The sequence below is a fragment of the Bacillus sp. NPDC094077 genome, assembly GCF_050279465.1.
Lineage (GTDB): Bacteria > Bacillota > Bacilli > Bacillales > Bacillaceae_G > Bacillus_A.
In genome coordinates this window covers 48,033-64,485 of sequence record NZ_JBNNUF010000008.1, presented here as the reverse complement: position 1 = coordinate 64,485, position 16,453 = coordinate 48,033, and the positions used below count along the sequence as shown (strand labels likewise).

13 protein-coding genes and 5 pseudogenes are annotated in these 16,453 nt (G+C 35.7%); 3 read left to right on the top strand and 15 right to left on the bottom strand.

What is annotated here, in order from left to right; all coding sequences use genetic code 11:
* Window positions 1-20: 20 nt before the first annotated feature.
* From ACQKNR_RS19010 to ACQKNR_RS18970, 9 genes and pseudogenes are all read right to left on the bottom strand, one after another.
* Complete coding sequence (locus ACQKNR_RS19010) at window positions 21-851, bottom strand: peptidoglycan-N-acetylglucosamine deacetylase (RefSeq protein WP_427319601.1); 831 nt, start codon at window positions 849-851, stop codon at window positions 21-23.
* Between the two features lie 118 nt (window positions 852-969).
* Window positions 970-1,842 (bottom strand): aminoglycoside 6-adenylyltransferase, encoded by an 873-nt coding sequence (locus tag ACQKNR_RS19005; protein WP_427319599.1) that lies wholly within the window; start codon window positions 1,840-1,842, stop codon window positions 970-972.
* Window positions 1,843-1,974: 132 nt separating this feature from the next.
* Window positions 1,975-2,643 (bottom strand): annotated as a pseudogene (locus ACQKNR_RS19000) (O-methyltransferase).
* 147 nt (window positions 2,644-2,790) lie between these two features.
* Window positions 2,791-3,510 carry a 3-ketoacyl-ACP reductase gene (locus ACQKNR_RS18995; protein ID WP_142322811.1) on the bottom strand — a complete coding sequence of 240 codons (720 nt, stop codon included), beginning with the start codon at window positions 3,508-3,510 and terminating at the stop codon, window positions 2,791-2,793.
* Window positions 3,511-4,150: 640 nt separating this feature from the next.
* Entirely contained in the window at window positions 4,151-4,678 is a 528-nt protein-coding gene (locus ACQKNR_RS18990; protein WP_427319597.1) for a permease, read from the bottom strand.
* On the bottom strand, window positions 4,675-5,157 hold the full coding sequence (locus ACQKNR_RS18985) for a hypothetical protein (protein ID WP_427319595.1): 483 nt from the start codon (window positions 5,155-5,157) through the stop codon (window positions 4,675-4,677). The genes ACQKNR_RS18990 and ACQKNR_RS18985 overlap by 4 nt, the downstream gene beginning before the upstream one ends.
* Window positions 5,150-5,491: a PadR family transcriptional regulator gene (locus tag ACQKNR_RS18980; RefSeq protein ID WP_427319593.1), complete on the bottom strand. Its 342-nt coding sequence runs from the start codon at window positions 5,489-5,491 to the stop codon at window positions 5,150-5,152. The genes ACQKNR_RS18985 and ACQKNR_RS18980 overlap by 8 nt, the downstream gene beginning before the upstream one ends.
* Window positions 5,492-6,150: 659 nt before the next feature.
* Window positions 6,151-6,270, bottom strand: a pseudogene (locus tag ACQKNR_RS18975) (IS6 family transposase); the annotation flags it as partial.
* 171 nt (window positions 6,271-6,441) lie between these two features.
* Window positions 6,442-6,600 (bottom strand): annotated as a pseudogene (locus ACQKNR_RS18970) (GNAT family N-acetyltransferase); the annotation flags it as partial.
* A 42-nt stretch (window positions 6,601-6,642) separates the two neighbouring features.
* Here ACQKNR_RS18970 and ACQKNR_RS18965 point away from each other — a divergent pair.
* Window positions 6,643-6,801: pseudogene (locus ACQKNR_RS18965) on the top strand (IS6 family transposase); the annotation flags it as partial.
* Here the strand turns inward: ACQKNR_RS18965 and ACQKNR_RS18960 are convergent.
* The 3 genes from ACQKNR_RS18960 to sdaAB form a co-directional block, all read right to left on the bottom strand.
* Complete coding sequence (locus ACQKNR_RS18960; RefSeq protein ID WP_427319591.1) at window positions 6,798-8,117, bottom strand: aromatic amino acid transport family protein; 1,320 nt, start codon at window positions 8,115-8,117, stop codon at window positions 6,798-6,800. The pseudogene ACQKNR_RS18965 and the gene ACQKNR_RS18960 sit on opposite strands and share 4 nt — an antisense overlap.
* A gap of 295 nt (window positions 8,118-8,412) precedes the next feature.
* The gene (gene sdaAA / locus ACQKNR_RS18955) at window positions 8,413-9,303 is read right to left on the bottom strand and encodes an L-serine ammonia-lyase, iron-sulfur-dependent, subunit alpha (RefSeq protein ID WP_427319589.1); all 891 of its coding nucleotides are present in this window, start codon (window positions 9,301-9,303) and stop codon (window positions 8,413-8,415) included.
* A gap of 22 nt (window positions 9,304-9,325) precedes the next feature.
* The gene (gene sdaAB / locus ACQKNR_RS18950; protein WP_427319587.1) at window positions 9,326-10,024 is read right to left on the bottom strand and encodes an L-serine ammonia-lyase, iron-sulfur-dependent subunit beta; all 699 of its coding nucleotides are present in this window, start codon (window positions 10,022-10,024) and stop codon (window positions 9,326-9,328) included.
* A 794-nt stretch (window positions 10,025-10,818) separates the two neighbouring features.
* Between sdaAB and ACQKNR_RS18945 the strand changes: the two are divergent.
* Window positions 10,819-11,126, top strand: a pseudogene (locus tag ACQKNR_RS18945) (multidrug resistance efflux transporter family protein); the annotation flags it as partial.
* A gap of 480 nt (window positions 11,127-11,606) precedes the next feature.
* On the top strand, window positions 11,607-12,596 hold the full coding sequence (locus tag ACQKNR_RS18940; RefSeq protein WP_427319909.1) for an alpha/beta hydrolase: 990 nt from the start codon (window positions 11,607-11,609) through the stop codon (window positions 12,594-12,596).
* 211 nt (window positions 12,597-12,807) lie between these two features.
* Here ACQKNR_RS18940 and ACQKNR_RS18935 read toward each other — a convergent pair whose 3' ends face one another.
* From ACQKNR_RS18935 to ACQKNR_RS18925, 3 genes are all read right to left on the bottom strand, one after another.
* The gene (locus ACQKNR_RS18935; protein WP_427319585.1) at window positions 12,808-13,632 is read right to left on the bottom strand and encodes an alpha/beta fold hydrolase; all 825 of its coding nucleotides are present in this window, start codon (window positions 13,630-13,632) and stop codon (window positions 12,808-12,810) included.
* Between the two features lie 544 nt (window positions 13,633-14,176).
* Window positions 14,177-15,283 (bottom strand): hypothetical protein, encoded by a 1,107-nt coding sequence (locus ACQKNR_RS18930; RefSeq protein ID WP_427319583.1) that lies wholly within the window; start codon window positions 15,281-15,283, stop codon window positions 14,177-14,179.
* A 38-nt stretch (window positions 15,284-15,321) separates the two neighbouring features.
* Window positions 15,322-16,428: a hypothetical protein gene (locus ACQKNR_RS18925; protein ID WP_427319581.1), complete on the bottom strand. Its 1,107-nt coding sequence runs from the start codon at window positions 16,426-16,428 to the stop codon at window positions 15,322-15,324.
* Between the last annotated feature and the right edge of the window lie 25 nt (window positions 16,429-16,453).

Sequence of the window (16,453 nt, the reverse complement as noted above, 5' to 3'; positions counted from 1 at the left end):
AATTCCAATTATTAACAGTCTTATTTTCTCTCTTTAGATGTCTGAAACATACTTGGAAGTGTTACAAAACGTGCTCCTTTCGTTTTTAACTGCGGAATGATTTTATCTAGCGCATCTACAGATCCTTGTAAATGTCCGCCTGGAGTTGAATGCTGAAGTATGACACTACCTGGGAATGAATTCCCTAACACATTATTTGTAATGTTATCAGCACTTACCCCTTTCCAATCAACTGTATCAACACTCCACTGTACAATCATAAAATTTTGCTCTGTCGCCCACTTTAATTGATTTTCAAGTATTTCACCGTACGGTGGACGTATAAACTTCGGTGCATAACCAGCTAAACGATTTAATATTTCTTCTGTTTTTATAATTTGATTACGGTACTCAGCCTCATTTACTTTCGCTAAATTCGGATGATTATACGTATGATTACCAATTACATGCCCCTCATTCGCTATGCGCTTCACTACGTTCGGGTACCTTTCTGCATTTTCGCCGAGAAGGAAAAAAGTAGCTTTCACATTATGTTTTTTTAACTTATCTAATATTTTTGGTGTAAATACTAAATCTGGTCCATCATCAAATGTAAGAGCTACTTCCGCTTTATTGTATGGTCCTGAAAATGCATACGCATATTTTTCGACCCACGAAAACGGTGTCCATGATCCCCGCTCCTCTTCTTTCATTTGGACTTCATAATTTTGAAGGATATTTAATGCGTATGGCAATGTGCTTATATAGTCTCCATAGTAAAATGAGTTATATGGCATATAAGCATACGAAATATCTCGTTCTAGTCCCCATTGAAATGGAACGAAAATTTCTGGTATATAAAAATAACACATGATAAAAAACCTCCCTAAAATTTCATATGTCGTTTATATGCACTTTGTTAGAGAAATTCTTATTCCTGAACAAAAATAAGACTGTCCGTAATTAGGACAGTCTTACTACTTTATAAAATTAATATATCGTTGTACTCTCTTTCGGCAAAGCCTTCACATGTTTTAAATAGCTCGTCACTTTGTCATCATCATCTTGCGGATATTGATAACCATAAGTGTTAGCAAATTCGTTCGCAACTTTCCTAAACAGATCTCCCATTACAAAGAATGACTGCCAAATGTTTTCATATTCTGCATTTGAAAATGTCCTTTTAAATTGCTCCCACATACCTTTGTCAACATATTGCTCAAAATGCTTACCAAACTTCCCTGCATTAACTGTAAAGTCTGTTTTCATACCAATATGCCATTCTAGCATTATGATTAACATATCTCGTACTGGACCTTCAAGCATCCCTTTCACATAAGAAAGTTCTTCTCTCCATAGTCCTTTCCCTACGTTTGTACTGCACCACCAAAATTCATTACAGCAATCCAAAAACTCTTTTTCTGTAGGCTTTTTTATTAAGTAATCCTTATCGCTTGATGATTGAAATTCTTCAATACAATCATCTTTATCAAGAAGCAGTTTACTTAAACTATCTTGTCCAACGAACTTATTTATTAAATTCACTGGAACTAGCGTTAAATCAATACGATTCCCATCCATGAACTGCATTAAATACGGAAATTTCCCGTCTCCATCTGCTGGAACTAATGACATTTCTTCCGGCATTTGTACGATCATTATTTCTCCAAATCTATGAGTCCAATTATGATTAGACGTAAAAGATTGTATATCTTTTACAACATAAATAATATCATAGTCTTGAAAACAGTCTCTTTTCACATGTGGATTTACACGTGATCCATTCATGATGACAGCTCGAATTCTTTCATCCTCTTTTGCTGTATTTATAATTAAGTCTAGCATTTCTCTTTCAGTTCTCATCTACTTATAACCTCCAATTTTTTAATATATATATGGTGCTATGTATGTTGGAGGTCCACGAGCTACATACGCTACACACGATACACGTTATAATTTTTGAAACTTCTTTTTCATCCCTTTTGTCTCCTTACATCATTCTTTTACGACTGCCATTACAAATCCATCGTACCCTTTACTTCCTACCGTTTGAAGCGCTGTAGCACTTACACGTGGCTCAGCAGCTATTAATAGAAACGACGTATCCCTTGTACACGAGGATCACTACTAGTATTGTCAATCACTTCTCCTTCACGTACTACGTTATCCCCAATAATTACAGTACCAGGGCGTGATAGTTTCAGTGCCCATCCAAAATAAGCAGGATTATTTTGTTTATCAGCATCTACGAAAATAAAATCAAGCGGTTCATACTTCTCGTTTTCTATTTGCTGTAAAGAATCTAAAGCTAATCCTACTCGTATTTCAATACTATCACTCAAATTGGCACATTCAATATTACTACGAGCAATTTCAGCATGCTTTTCACTTGCTTCTAATGTAACAATTCGTCCTCCTGATGGCAATGCCCTTGCAAGCCATATTGTGCTATATCCACCTAGAGTACCAATTTCTAAAATATTACGAGCTCCTTGAATTTGTACTAATAGTTGTAAAAACTTCCCTTGAGTTCGCGATACATCATGTGCCGGCAAATTAGCTACCGCGTTTGCTTGAAGAACTTCTTCTAATGTAGAATCTTTTGGTATTAATACAATCACTCATATATTGATCAACAGCCGTCCATTTCTCAATCGTACTCATGGAAATACCATCCCTTCAAGTTTTTAATGCTTTTCTACCATTCACATTTAATTATACCGAAAATTCTGTTTCATACATAAAAAATAAAGAAGGGACACCCACTCCATTACAGAATAGATATCCCTTCTTTGCTTATAAATTTAGCCCTTACGGATTAGTAGACCAAAGTCCAGCAGATTTAATAAATGTACGTTTATTTAATTTCAGCTGTGCTACGATAAATTCTGCAATGTCTTCTGCTTGCATTACTTTATCAGGATTTCCATCAGTTAACCCTAAATCTACCGCCATATCTGTCGCTACTGTACTTGGTGTTAAAGCTGTTACACGAATGTTATGTTTACGAACTTCCATCGCTAACGATTCTGTTAAACCAAGAACACCAAATTTGGAAGCACTGTATGCACTTGTTACAGGTGCACCTTTTTGTCCTGCTGTAGATGAAATATTAATAATATCACCAGATTGTTGTTCAATCATGCTCGGTAAAGCGGCACGAGTTGCATAGTATACACCCATTAAGTTCACTTGAATGATTTTTTCCCAATCAGCAACTTCTAGTTCTAAAAACTTACCAAACTTAGAAATACCAGCATTATTAATTAAAATATCGATAGATCCTAAACCATTTTTTAACGTTTCAATTGCAGCCGTTACCTCTTCATACGAAGATACATCAGCAGTCGCAATTATAGCTTTTACGCCTTCTGCTTCTACTTCTTTCGCTACAGCTTTTAAGTTTTCTTCTGAACGAGCTAATAGACCTACATTTACGCCTTCTTTCGCTAATGCGATCGCTACAGCACGACCAATCCCTCTACCTGCTCCTGTAATTAAAGCATTTTTACCTTGTAATAATTCTGCCAAGTATAACACTCCTTAATCTTCTCAGTTGTTTATTATATTAAAAGTGTATCTATGTTTATGTAAAAAGACAATGATGCACTTTCATGTGCGTAGGTTACTTATAGGTAACTATAGTAATGGTAAATGTGTCTTTTTAAAAAAATAGTATTAGGGGGAAACCCCATGCCCATCAAGCTAAACTTTTGAAGTACCCCCAAATTGAAAAGTTTCTTTCTCTACAGTTAGTTACTTTGAGAAGTCAGCTCTTTTTTTCGTTTTTGGGGTGATTACTTTTCTTAGGTTGATGGCCATGCGGTACTAGCCCATCTCCATCAACCTAAAAATTTATAGCGCTCATAGAACGAAATTTTGTGTTCATTTGTAACAAAAAAAGCACATTCTTTCTTTTTAGGGTGTTTACTTTTCTTAAGTTGATAGATGTGGGTCGGTACCCCTTCAATAGAACGTTAATCAAAATTCTCCGATTACATAAAATTAAATAGCGAGAGCAATCAATTTCTTAACTTGATTGCGATGTAAGGTGACCCCTATCCTATCTTAAACTGCTGGTTTATAAAGAATTTTTGATTAAATGCTATTTAAAATCTACAGTTACAAAAGAATTTGGGATTGAGGAGCTTAAAGACTTATTGATCTAAATCTAAATTTCTTTAGTTATATCATACTTTAACAATTGTCGATGGTCATAAAATTTCTCAAAAATAACACCCATTAAATAGAAAAAGAATAAACCAAAACAAATGTGAATGAGTGTAAATTCAACTCCAAATGAGGCAAATTCATATACAATAACCGGTAATTTTGCGGTTGTCCAAACTCCTAAAAAAAATACAATGTACCGTATGCTCGCTCCTTTTTTTAATAAAAGTGCCGCAATGGGAAAAGCTACGTAGAGGGGACCGGCTGCAATTCCTCCTAATAATAGGGAGAATAAGATGCCATAGATTCCAGATTTTTCTCCCATATATTTAATTAATGTTTCTTTCTTCACCCACTGGTCAAACAACCCTACGAATATTAAGACAGGAGGAAGTAGAAACAGCATATCTAAAATACTTTTTCCTGTTAATTGAAATGCGTTCCATCCCAACGATTGGTTTATAAAAGTCAATATAATGAGTCCCAATAGTAAAATGAAAAAGAAACGATACCTTTTTAATTCATTCATACCATCACCATCCAAATAATATACGAGAATATGAGAGACATTAACAATGCAAACGCATTACGAGAATAAGCAAAACTTCGCCCAAATATCTTTTGTTCCATCGGTAAAGTTGTGATTCCTACTGACATTAATGTAGACATTAATACCGCAACTTGAGGGAGGCCCGCACCATTTTGGACCAATGTATTTCCAAGAGGAAATACAACAAAGCTTGGAATGAGTGCAACAGAGCCAATTATTGCTGAATAAACAATACCGATGAATCCAGATTCTTCCCCAATGATGGAAGAAATGAAGGAAGGCGTTAATATAGATAGTGATAGTCCAACGAAAAGCATAATTGATAGCATGGAAGGTATAAGATTACGAAACATTTTCCATGACTTTAATAGAGCATCTTTTGTTTTATTTCGATCTTTTATAAAAGAAATACTGGTAAGAATAATAGCTATAGTGTAAAGGATAGTACCATTAATCATGATTATACCCCTTCCATTTTTCGAATTTATTTAAGAAAAATGATAAATTTTTAATTTTTTCTTCAATATCTATTTGAAACTCTTCTAATTGTTTTTTTCCCACTGTAGTAATTTTGTACATCTTTCTCGGCTTATCTTGATCAGATGTGTCCAAATAAGATTCAACAGCACCTTCTGTTTCTAATTTTTTGAGTGTACGATATATGATGGCACTATCAATTGGATTGATGGGAAGTTCTTCCTCACATTTCTGCAGAAGTTTCCCTCCATAACTATCTCCCTCTGTTAAAAACAGCAAAAGAAAAGCACCTGTATGTCTCCCTGTATGTTTCATAAAATATCTAACCTCCTAGATTAAATGTAAAAAATATTTTTTGTCATCATAACATTAATAACATTACTGTTAATAACATTATACTGTCGTTAACAGTAATATGTTACTAACAGTATAAAAATAATATAATGTCATGTCAATTCTAAAATATACAACATGTCTTTTATCTTTGTGATAACATGAACTCCATTGCAAATACTACCAAAGAATTAATAAAGCCAACAGAAATGAATGTAATGTCTTCTAGGGGCCCATCAAATTAACATTTTAAAGTGCTCCTAAAGCGGAAATTTCATCTTTTCATAGGTGTCCATGGGAATTTTGTTTATTTTTTCGTTCTGGGGGTAGTTGTATTTTCTTAGCTTGATAGCGATGTGACGATACCCCATCGCCAGCAAGCTAAAAAATGTATCCATAAAACGAAAAAAACGCTATTCTTTTTGTAGAAATATACAGAAAGGATGGCGTTTTTGTATGAATCTATCGATTCAGGATGAGTGGTTCTGTTGCAAAGTTTTTAAAAGCAGAAACAGGTATTGATAAATGAGGGGGAACCATTTAGGCAGTGACTAATAATTTATGTAGTTCCTTGTACGTTGAAAAACCGCAGTTTGGCTGTAAACTGCGGTTTCGTTTAGATATAGCATGAATGGTTTCTATTCATGAACCCAACACCTGATGGTTGTAGGATGAACCGATATTCCACGTTCTCCCAAAAGTTCAGATACATCACGATAACTTAAAGAAAAACGACAATAATAGCCGACGGCTACTAAAATAACATCCTTTTAAAATTGTTTTCCTTTGAAATAACCCATGCATCGTTCTCCTTATCTCATTTTCCCTACAGTTTAGTTCAATTCGAAAAACTTTGCAACAGAACCAAAACAAGATACCCTCAAACCGAAAAAATGGGAGTATCTCGGTTTTATATATTTGACCATAGTTCCTTATTTATATGCAGCTAGTTTTTGTAATAGTTGTTCTTTTATAACCGGCCATTCACTTGCAATAATACTATATACAACTGCATCTCTTACATAACCGTTTGGCAATTGTCTCTCATTTCGCAATACACCTTCTTGTACAGCACCAAGCCTTTCAATTGCACACGATGTGGGATACTTCAAAATATTAGCTTGCTGTACATGGAGCGGCACCCTAATATGCTTAGATTAAAATCATTGCAAACAGCTAAAAAAGTGATTACTGGAATAAAAGTTATGCATATGATCAAAAAAGGACAAACTCTCCAAGGTGAGAAATTTGTCCAAAACCATGACCTCTTTGGTTTAACAATAGTGAATTAGAATAATGACTTAATACTTGCTAGGACAGTAAGGATACCTATAATAATGACAAATACATTGCTCGCTTTCCCTTTGTATTTAGCTAGTACTGGTACTTTATGGATCGCATACATTGGTAATAGACATAAGATTGCAGCAACTAACGGACCGCTAAGGGCATCAATGAGCCCAAGAATACTTGGATTTGCATAAGCAACATACCAGCATGTTAATACGACAAAAGTAAGGATCATTGTCTTAACTGTTTTTTCTCCTATATCTTTCCCGCGTGTTTTACTGGACTTGATAATCATGTCACGCATTACCTCATATGCTCCTATATAATGACCAAGGAAGGACTTTGTTATGGCCGTAAAAGCAATGATAGGAGCTGCAATCGTGATTAGAGGCGAATTAAGCTCATTAGCAAGGTAGGATAGGATTGACAAGTTCTGTTCTTTTGCCATCATAAGATCATTTGGAGTCAAACTCAAGGTACTGCTCCAAACAAAGAACATAACAACAGCGAATGTCATGATATAACAAACTTTTTGTATTTGAGCACACTTGGCATCAGTAGCTTCTATTCCATAGGTAGCTCTCTGTTTCATAACGAATGACGAAATCATAGGAGAATGATTAAACGAGAATACTATGATTGGTAGTATCATCCATATCGTTCCGAGATATCCTGTTCCTGTTGAAGCAGTAGAAACACTTGAAAAACTAAGCATGGACGTATTCCACTGCGGAATCAAAGATATTGCGATAAAAAGTAGAGAAGCTATGAAAGGATATACTAGCATACTCATGATCTTTACAGTGATATCTTGACCAAAATTTAGTATAGCGATAAGACCGAGTACTAATACAAGCGATAAAATGGCCCTTGGAGGCTCCTGCATGTGCAATTGATGCACGATAAAACTACTTGCAGTATTTGTAAGCGCAACCGAATACATCAGCACGATCGTATAAATTGAGACGAAATATACTATGTTAAAAATGATACTTGCCTGGTTTCCGAAATACTCTCTTATTGTGCCTGTAATCCCCTCATCAGCAGAATTAGAAGCGTATATCATTTTAGCAAGCGCCCTATGTGAGTAATACATAACAGGATATGCAAGTATGGTAATTAACAGTAATGATAATAAACCACCTGAACCTGCATTAATAGGTAAGAAGAGTACGCCTGCTCCAATTGCTGTTCCAAATAGGCTCAATGCCCAGGTAGTATCCTGCTTATGCCACTTTTTAGGGTCTGGATATTTCTCATTTTTGACTGCATTATTTTCAGCTTGAAATTCTATGTTTTTTGCAGTATTCCCATTCATATAATAATTCCTCCTTGTGTCCTATTCTTACTTCTCTTTTTAAGGCTTAGGAATATAGACCGTTCTTGAAAAATGAATTGCTTACAAAATGCGCCACATCGTGTGTCATTCTTCTAAGTTGATCAAAATCAAAAAATTCGCTAATTATCAACCTGATGGATTTGTTATCGCTTACAAAATATTTTAATTATAAAGTAGTATATTTTAGTGATAATGGCGCTCAATATACAGACATCCTTAGTAGAACAATAGAGAATAGAATTGTTAACTATTTCACAATATTTCCGATAACTATTTATTGATTTGATTGTTTCTCTCCAAAGATTTTATTTTTAATGGCAATCCCTGTAGGTGTAGTCGCAATTCCGCCTAAACCCGTCTCTCTTAATTCGCGAGGCATCTGTCTTCCAACTCTATACATCGCTTCAATAACTTCATCAGCATTGATGATATTGTTTACGCCGGCTAATGCGATGTCTGCTGCTGCTAAAGCATTTGCCGTTCCAATGGCGTTTCTCTTTACACAAGGAATTTCTACCAAACCAGCGACCGGATCACAAACTAAACCGAGTAGATTTTGTAATGCGGTTGAAAAACCTTCAGAAGATTGCTGTGGCGTTCCACCGGCAGCTTCTACCGCTGCTGCAGCCGCCATTGCTGAAGCACTGCCTACTTCAGCTTGACATCCTCCGTACGCTCCTGAAATACAAGCGTTGTTTGCGACTATCGTCCCAAATAACGCTGAAGTGAATAGAAAATGAATCATATCTTCATGACTTAACTGCAACGTATCTTTAATACTAAATAGGACTCCCGGGATCGTCCCACTCGCACCTGCTGTTGGAGTTGCACAAATAGCCCCTAATGCTGCATTTACTTCATTAACACCGATAGCACTTTGAATCCCTAACACCATCAAATCTCCAGAAAGAGTTTTCCTATTTTCTCGATAGTTTTTAATTTTAACAGCATCACCTCCGGTTAAACCAGTCGGAGAAAATACCCCGTCCCCCTCGATACTTTTATTTATGGCATTTTCCATAGTCGATAAATTTCTTTCCATTTTACTCCAAACTTCTTCATAAGAAGTTTTAGTTTGTTCGATTTCCTGTTCGATCGCTAATTCATAAATTGGTTTTTGGCTTTTATTAGCTGCATCCACAATTTCTTTTATGGTCATAAACATATTTTTTCACTCCTCAATGTAACTAAAGAATAATGAGATTAGCTATATTGCTTAAATTTCCTAATTCCTTCTGAACATTACTTGGCAATAGCGAATCCAAAGCGAATCCATATAAATATTTCCTGTTTTCTTCCAAACTATGAAAGTTGTTGATTTCCACATCATATTGTTTAAAGATCCTGCGTAAGACAAATTCAAAGTCAGCTCTTTCGGAAATCGCAATAATAACTGGCAATGGCCCCTGCAGATCTAAGCTAAATCCGTCAATTTCAACATGTTTGACTTCAATTAATCCACCACCGACCGAAATACCCATCGTTCTAATACTTCGGCTTTCATCCTCTAAATATACATCTGCCGTATTTGGATGACCAGCAGGACTATCACCAGCTTTTTCAATAAAGGTAATGTCAATTCCTTTAGATTCTGCTATTTTAATAGCATCTGGCACTTTGCTGTCATCGGCAGCAAATCCTAATATCCCAGCAATAATTGCAAAATCAGTTCCGTGTCCTTTATGGGTTTCAGCAAATGATTCATAATACCTTACCACGACTTTTTTTGGAAGACCTTGAAATAATTTATTGGCAACTGTTCCAATAGCCAAAGCACCTGCAGTATGTGAACTTGAAGGACCTATCATTACCGGCCCAATCACATCAAAACAACTTTTGTATTTAACAACCTTTTTTTCTTTAATAGATGCTACATTCATGTTCATATAAGCACCCCCATAATTTATTATTTTTAATTGCAGTTGAATCTAGGTTATTAGAATGACCAATTCAAAATAAAATCTAGTTGATAGCGCTTTCGTTTTCATGTTAAATAAATCTCCCTTCTGATCACACAACTTTCTTAGAGTAATCGTATCAGTATGTCCAACTTTAGAAGGTTTCTTGCAAGGTCTTTAGAATTTTTGCACCCGAACTAGGTTTGATATTTTCTCTAGAGGTAATAGATTATCTCTAGACGCCTTCATTATAACTTGTATATTTATGAGTTTAATGTTTTTATATTTTTAGAAAGATTGAATAAACAGAATCTTGAATGGATAATAAATTACACTTGGCATGTAACAATTGTGTCCATTGTTTGAAGCTGTATTAGTTAGTAGAAAAGCAAAAATAACACAGAGTTCCTTTTATTAACACATTGATTATATTGGAAAATCATTATAAAGATACTTATACTTTCCTTTATTGAAACATCTTATTTTAGATGTGAAAGCTGTTGCAATAAAGGATTAATGTAGATGGAAAGGAATACATTAATGAAATATAAAATCACTTTCGGATGTTTATGATTGATTTCGCATTAATATACATTTTCAGAAAAAAGGAACTTCTTTTTATAAATCTTAACATAAAGTAATACTTTGGTAATATCCACTACTTTAACGTAAGATTATGATAAAACATATTAAATTTTAAGTATAATATATATTAAAAAAGGATGTTAACTCTTCTATTACCAACTATCCCATAATATGCATAGCACGGTGAATTATAAAAGGGAGTGCCCAGTAAAGAGCAAACTATGCAATCTATTTTAGTTGCTATTTATTCGGGTGTAATTGCAACTATTTTATTTTTCAAAGCAATCGATATGGTTAGATGAGATATGCAAAAGCTAGCTAATGTGGAAGCAACACAATCTATGGAGGTTCTGTTTGCTGTTATTGGCGAATTAGTTTTATTACATTCTTCATTTCCTTCTATATTAACTTGGTGTGGTGTGTTTATAATATGTTAGAAATGATAGCACATAGTTATGTTTCACATAAGGGTAAATTGGTGCCTAACCAAAATGTTAGTTCCTAAATGATATTTTTAAACGTATATATGAAACCTGTTCAATTTAGTATAGGTAGTTTAATTACTTTTTTTAAAATGTATTATTATAAGTTTCATGTCAAAAATTGATTAAAAAAAGCAATATAAACAAGAGCCCGATATCTTAAATATATAGGGGCATTAGCTTTTGTTTATAAAATTTTTCTTAGCGCACGAAGCTCGCATTTTGTTATTGCTACCCCATCGCTATCCAGTTAAGGTTTTATGCTGCCCCCAAAACAATAATTTTGTACATTTTTACTCTGGGGATGTCAATTTTACTATTTTTGGGTATTTTTTTTACTAGCTTGATGAACATGAGTATAAATTATTTATGGGTTTATAATTTGATTTTCTTCTAGAAATTCATTTAGATTATTCATGATGAATAATCCTTTTAATATTTTGTAATTAATTTATAGCATAAATAAAACATGAATGTTTCCCATGTTTGAAACCAAATATATTTTGGAGGAGGCTAATTTGATTTTTTCAAAACTCATTGATCGATACGCCCTGTATGATTTGCATAAAAAAAGGAGTGTAGCGTTTCAGTATGCTTCTCTTTCTAACAGCTCACTAGATGTAAAGGACATAGATTCCTTTTATCAAGTAAAACCATCTGATATTCGTTTTAACATTAAGCATTCACAACAGGAAAAGGAATACATGGTTGGACAATTTAAATATAAAAGCTCGATTCAATCTGGTGATTCACGCAACGACTCTGTAACTGGTGAAGTATTCTTACATAAAAATGAAGATACACCTCATGTCATCCTTGTTCATGGTTGGCGAATGGATTCTAACGAACGTGTAAAAAAAATATTTCATGACCATATGACCAACTTGAGGTGGAATATGTATTATTTCACTCTACCCTATCATTTTGAAAGAGAACCCGAACACTCCCTTTTCAGTGGAGAGTTCATGGTAAGTGCCAATATTGAGAGAACTGTACAAGCAACTAGACAAGCGGTAGCTGATTTACGAACTTTGATTAAATGGATTAAAGCAAATAAAAATGGTCCCCTAATTCTAATAGGAATCAGTTTAGGTGGGTTTATTACTAACCTAACAGCTCTAGTCGAACCAGAAATTGATGTATTAGCATCTATTTTCTACGCTAATCGACTTTCTTATTCAATTTGGAAGACAAATCCAGGTAAGTTTATTAAAGAAGACTTGGAACACCATGGTGTAACTTATGATGATTTAATAGATTATTGGAAAATCACTGAACCGAGTCAAGCATTACCAAAAGTAAAAAAAGAAAATATTTTATTAATTTCAGGTAAGCACGATCTATATGTGCCTTCTGAGGATACGGACTATTTGTGGGAATCCTGGGAAAGACCTACGCGATATATTTATACATGTGGACATGCTGGGATTGTTCTTAAACGTAAAAAAATCGCAACTGATACTATCAATTTTATTCGGAATCGATTGAACTAACCACAATTACCCGATGATATACCTGAAAGTGAGAGATACCAAGTATAGAATCTTATTGAACTCTATTTCATTAGACTCTCCCCATATTTCCTATGTTTAGGAGACGAATAGCTTCGTCTCTTAAGTTTAGTCCAGCGGTAATCTCTTTGCCGTGATGTTTACTCCAAGAAGGGAACTCCCACACCAAATGATATTATTTAAGACATTCATGTTAAGCATTTTCAGCCTTCAAAATATTGTGTAGTTTTTCAGCAAACTCTTGATGAAGTTCTGAATTGTAGGCCCCATGATGCCCAGGAAATTCCACAAACTTTGTTCCCAATAGTTCTGTTAGTACGACCGAACATCGGTAAGCAAAAAATTCTCGTGATGCACTTCCGCCAGCTGGAAGCACTTGCATGAGTGAAGATTTTAATCGAGCCTTCAATGCATCTATGGCTAGCGAATAATTTATTATCCCCGGAATTTCATGCTCAACAAAGTACGTTGAATTACTTAAAAGACGCTCTGTTTTCTCATTCTTCGAGTGGCCACAATTGTTAGTATCCACTTCTGAAATTGATAGTAACTTTACAACCTCATTTCGATGATTCTCCTTAAGATATTCCAAGAATTGTTTTGCCTGTACAAGCTCATTGTCATATAAAAGCTGCAATAAAACCGGTTCGTGTGGGATAATAATCCGAATCTGTCCCGGATGTCGTATGCATAAATCGAGTCCGATGACAGCACCAGAGCTACTTCCGAATACGTACGCTGGTTCATCGGTCAGTTTAGCTAGTAGGCGGTGAGCGTCATCACTATGTGTCTCTACTTGATAATCCTCAGTTCGATTAGCAAGATTGCTACGCGAATGGCCACGTCGATCGTAAGTAACAACAGTATAACGGTCAGCAAGATGGTTAGCGAGATTATGAAACTTGTCAGCATCACCACCTCCACCATGGATTAAAAGAAGGAGCGGACCTGTACCTCGTACCTCATAATAGATGTTTGCTCCAGGCACTTGCAATGTTCCATTTTTTAATACGTTCATTTGTAAATCTTCCTCTCTTCTGTCATCTCCCTTAACCTTACACGATTGGGGGAATGGTATAAAATACAAAGAATAACTAAGAAACAAACTCGCCATATGAAAAGGTGCTCCTCATTATTTCGCCAGTAGCTCCTTTTTATTGACATAAATTATTGTTGTTTAAAAATCAACCTTTCTTATGCAATATTACATATAATAATCTTTATTTTTTCTGTTATAATTTTAAGAGTAAATTATTCATCCACTAATTTACACCATCCATATCTACAGTTATGGAAACCCTAATTACATATAAAAAGAGAGAAGAACATTGGTGAGTTCTTCTCTCTTTTTTTACTTAAGATTACTATTCAAATTGCTTATTGCAATTACTTTAAGCTGACTTTTAAATTATAAATTCTGATTTTCATACTTCTTCACGAGCCGATAAAAGGAAAAGAGTATCTGTTCCTTCAAAATTAAGTTATAAAAGAGTTTTGTTTTCCTGTAACACATTATTTATCCTGCTATTCGCGGGCAGTACGCTTCCGCACTAAATAAATTTTCACTTTATAACCTGTTTGCAATATTTACACATACCACGCCTCCGATAATAGTAAGCAATTGTAGCACCAAACAGAGCCACTCCCCAAATTGGCCATAATAACTCTGGACCTTCCAATGCCCATCCCCTATGATCTAGACCCCCTTTATTAATAAACCCCCGGATGTACATCAAACCGGCTGAAGTAACCATTATAGAAACCAGTGAAGCAGGAATAATCGCTAATGAAAGAGGTACACGCCTACCAGCAATACACGGAAACCAACGCGGGAAAATTTCTCCCCAAGGCTGAATAAGTCCCAGCGTAAGAATTGCTCCTCCAAGAGCTACGGTAGCCAAGGACGCGCCCATTAACCAAATTCCAGGTGAATCACGCTCAAAAGAATCAAGTAATTCTTTGGTAGTTCCCAGTGGAATGCCTATCGCCCAACACCATCTTGTTATGGAATAACAGATAGGAATTATTATGGCAATGTAAGTACACCTTTTCCCCCAAGATGCTGCTGAGGATTGTGATGTCCATTTTGATTGATTACTATTTCGGCCACAATACGAACAAGCATTTCGTGTTTGACGCTGATAGACTAAGGCAGTCGCACTCCATAGAAAAGCTCCTAGCATACTAATATACTGATTTATAATCGTCCAATACATCATCTGTTCAAAAAATTTAACTCCATGCGGAAAATCAAATGGCGCTCCAATCAAAAAGATAAATCCATATGCTGCAGACGCCAAAACACGGTAGTCAATAACTGCAAATAATAGAATCGCTACTAACATATACATAAACATGAGTAATACTATTCGTAAAAGGCCCTTGCCCCAGCCACAAATCATCATGACAGCTACAATGACCCCCATTAATCCAAAGCCAACCATTATAGGTGCACCAGTCTCAGGCCTCAAACCAGCTAGCATTGAATATTCAGATTGTGGATCCCCTATTCCAAATGGAAACCCCTTTCCTCCCAACGCCCAATACTGACCTAATATCAAATACATCAGCGACCAAACAACCGCCGTATAACCAATCCATTTGGGCCATAATGATAACCATCTAAAAATATGAATTCCGTTTTCGCTTTTCTTCTCAGTATTTGACATCGCGAAAGAACAACTCCTTTTTTTAGAAAGTGATCAAGCTAGAACCTTTTACAATATTTACACTGCCCTCGCCTCCTTTGGTAGTAAGAAATAGTCGCTAGCCCTAATGCTATTCCCCATGGAAGCCAAAATAGTGAAGGCCCTAATTCTCCCCAATTTCCCGTATTGATGGAACCGTCCAATATTTTTGAAATGATAATCGGACTTATTTTTAATCCTGCAAGAATGAGAAGAACAGATGCACATGTTGCTGGTATCACCGCGAACCAAATAGGAACACGCTTTCCACCCAAATAATAGAACCAATGAGGAAACTTTTCTCCCCATTCTTGGATAAGTCCCAATGTCAGAATAGCACCGCATATAGGTAATCCACCAAGAACAGCCTCTATCATACGTTCTGTAAGTGACTGGCTACTAATTGTCATTGCTGCTGTATTACTCATCCCCAATGGAATCCCTGCTGCCCACGTTAAACGAACAATCGCATAAGGAAGTGCCAAAACGATAGCAATATAGGTCGCATATTTCCCAAATTTATTTCCGGCAATTGATATATCTTGAGTCTCTTTTTTTCGCCCACAAATCACACATGCTCCTCGGCTCCGCCGCTGATAAGCCAATGCTGTGGCTCCCCATAAAAATCCTCCTCCCATACATAGAAGTTGATTTATGACAGGCCAATCGATGAGTTGAAAATGTAACATGAATGAATAAGCGAAATTCTGTAATACCCGGACATCGGGAATCACAAACACTAAGGTGATGCACATTATCCATGCGAAAATGAGCAGGATTGCACGTGGAATTATTTCTCTCCATATTCGGATTGTAGCCAATGCAACGATTGATCCAAGCCACCCGATGCAGGCGATTGTTACTCCTCCCACATCTGATTGTATGTTTGCTAAAAATGATCCCATCATAAACCCTCTGGAATCATTTTCACCAAAAGGGAATCCTGCGCCTCCTAAAGCCCAATACGCTCCCAGAAATCCGTAAGAAATGGACCAAATTGCAGTTATATAGGCAATCCACCGATACCAATTTGATAGCAAAAAACTCCGCTTTTCCGCCCTGCCTTTCAATGTACCTTGTGAATAGTGATCTTTCGACCGTCGTATATGATTTAACTTAAAAACCATATTCTTCAACTCCCCAGTGTATATT

What these genes read in the sequence shown, in the direction of transcription:
- ACQKNR_RS19010 (WP_427319601.1), bottom strand. Translation starts at nt 851, where the DNA reads ATGTGTTATTTTTATATACCAGAAATTTTCGTTCCATTTCAATGGGGA.
- ACQKNR_RS19005 (WP_427319599.1), bottom strand. Translation starts at nt 1,842, where the DNA reads ATGAGAACTGAAAGAGAAATGCTAGACTTAATTATAAATACAGCAAAA.
- ACQKNR_RS18990 (WP_427319597.1), bottom strand. Translation starts at nt 4,678, where the DNA reads ATGAATGAATTAAAAAGGTATCGTTTCTTTTTCATTTTACTATTGGGA.
- ACQKNR_RS18985 (WP_427319595.1), bottom strand. Translation starts at nt 5,157, where the DNA reads ATGATTAATGGTACTATCCTTTACACTATAGCTATTATTCTTACCAGT.
- ACQKNR_RS18980 (WP_427319593.1), bottom strand. Translation starts at nt 5,491, where the DNA reads ATGAAACATACAGGGAGACATACAGGTGCTTTTCTTTTGCTGTTTTTA.
- ACQKNR_RS18960 (WP_427319591.1), bottom strand. Translation starts at nt 8,117, where the DNA reads ATGAATGGGAATACTGCAAAAAACATAGAATTTCAAGCTGAAAATAAT.
- sdaAA (WP_427319589.1), bottom strand. Translation starts at nt 9,303, where the DNA reads ATGTTTATGACCATAAAAGAAATTGTGGATGCAGCTAATAAAAGCCAA.
- sdaAB (WP_427319587.1), bottom strand. Translation starts at nt 10,024, where the DNA reads ATGAACATGAATGTAGCATCTATTAAAGAAAAAAAGGTTGTTAAATAC.
- ACQKNR_RS18935 (WP_427319585.1), bottom strand. Translation starts at nt 13,632, where the DNA reads ATGAACGTATTAAAAAATGGAACATTGCAAGTGCCTGGAGCAAACATC.
- ACQKNR_RS18930 (WP_427319583.1), bottom strand. Translation starts at nt 15,283, where the DNA reads ATGTCAAATACTGAGAAGAAAAGCGAAAACGGAATTCATATTTTTAGA.
- ACQKNR_RS18925 (WP_427319581.1), bottom strand. Translation starts at nt 16,428, where the DNA reads ATGGTTTTTAAGTTAAATCATATACGACGGTCGAAAGATCACTATTCA.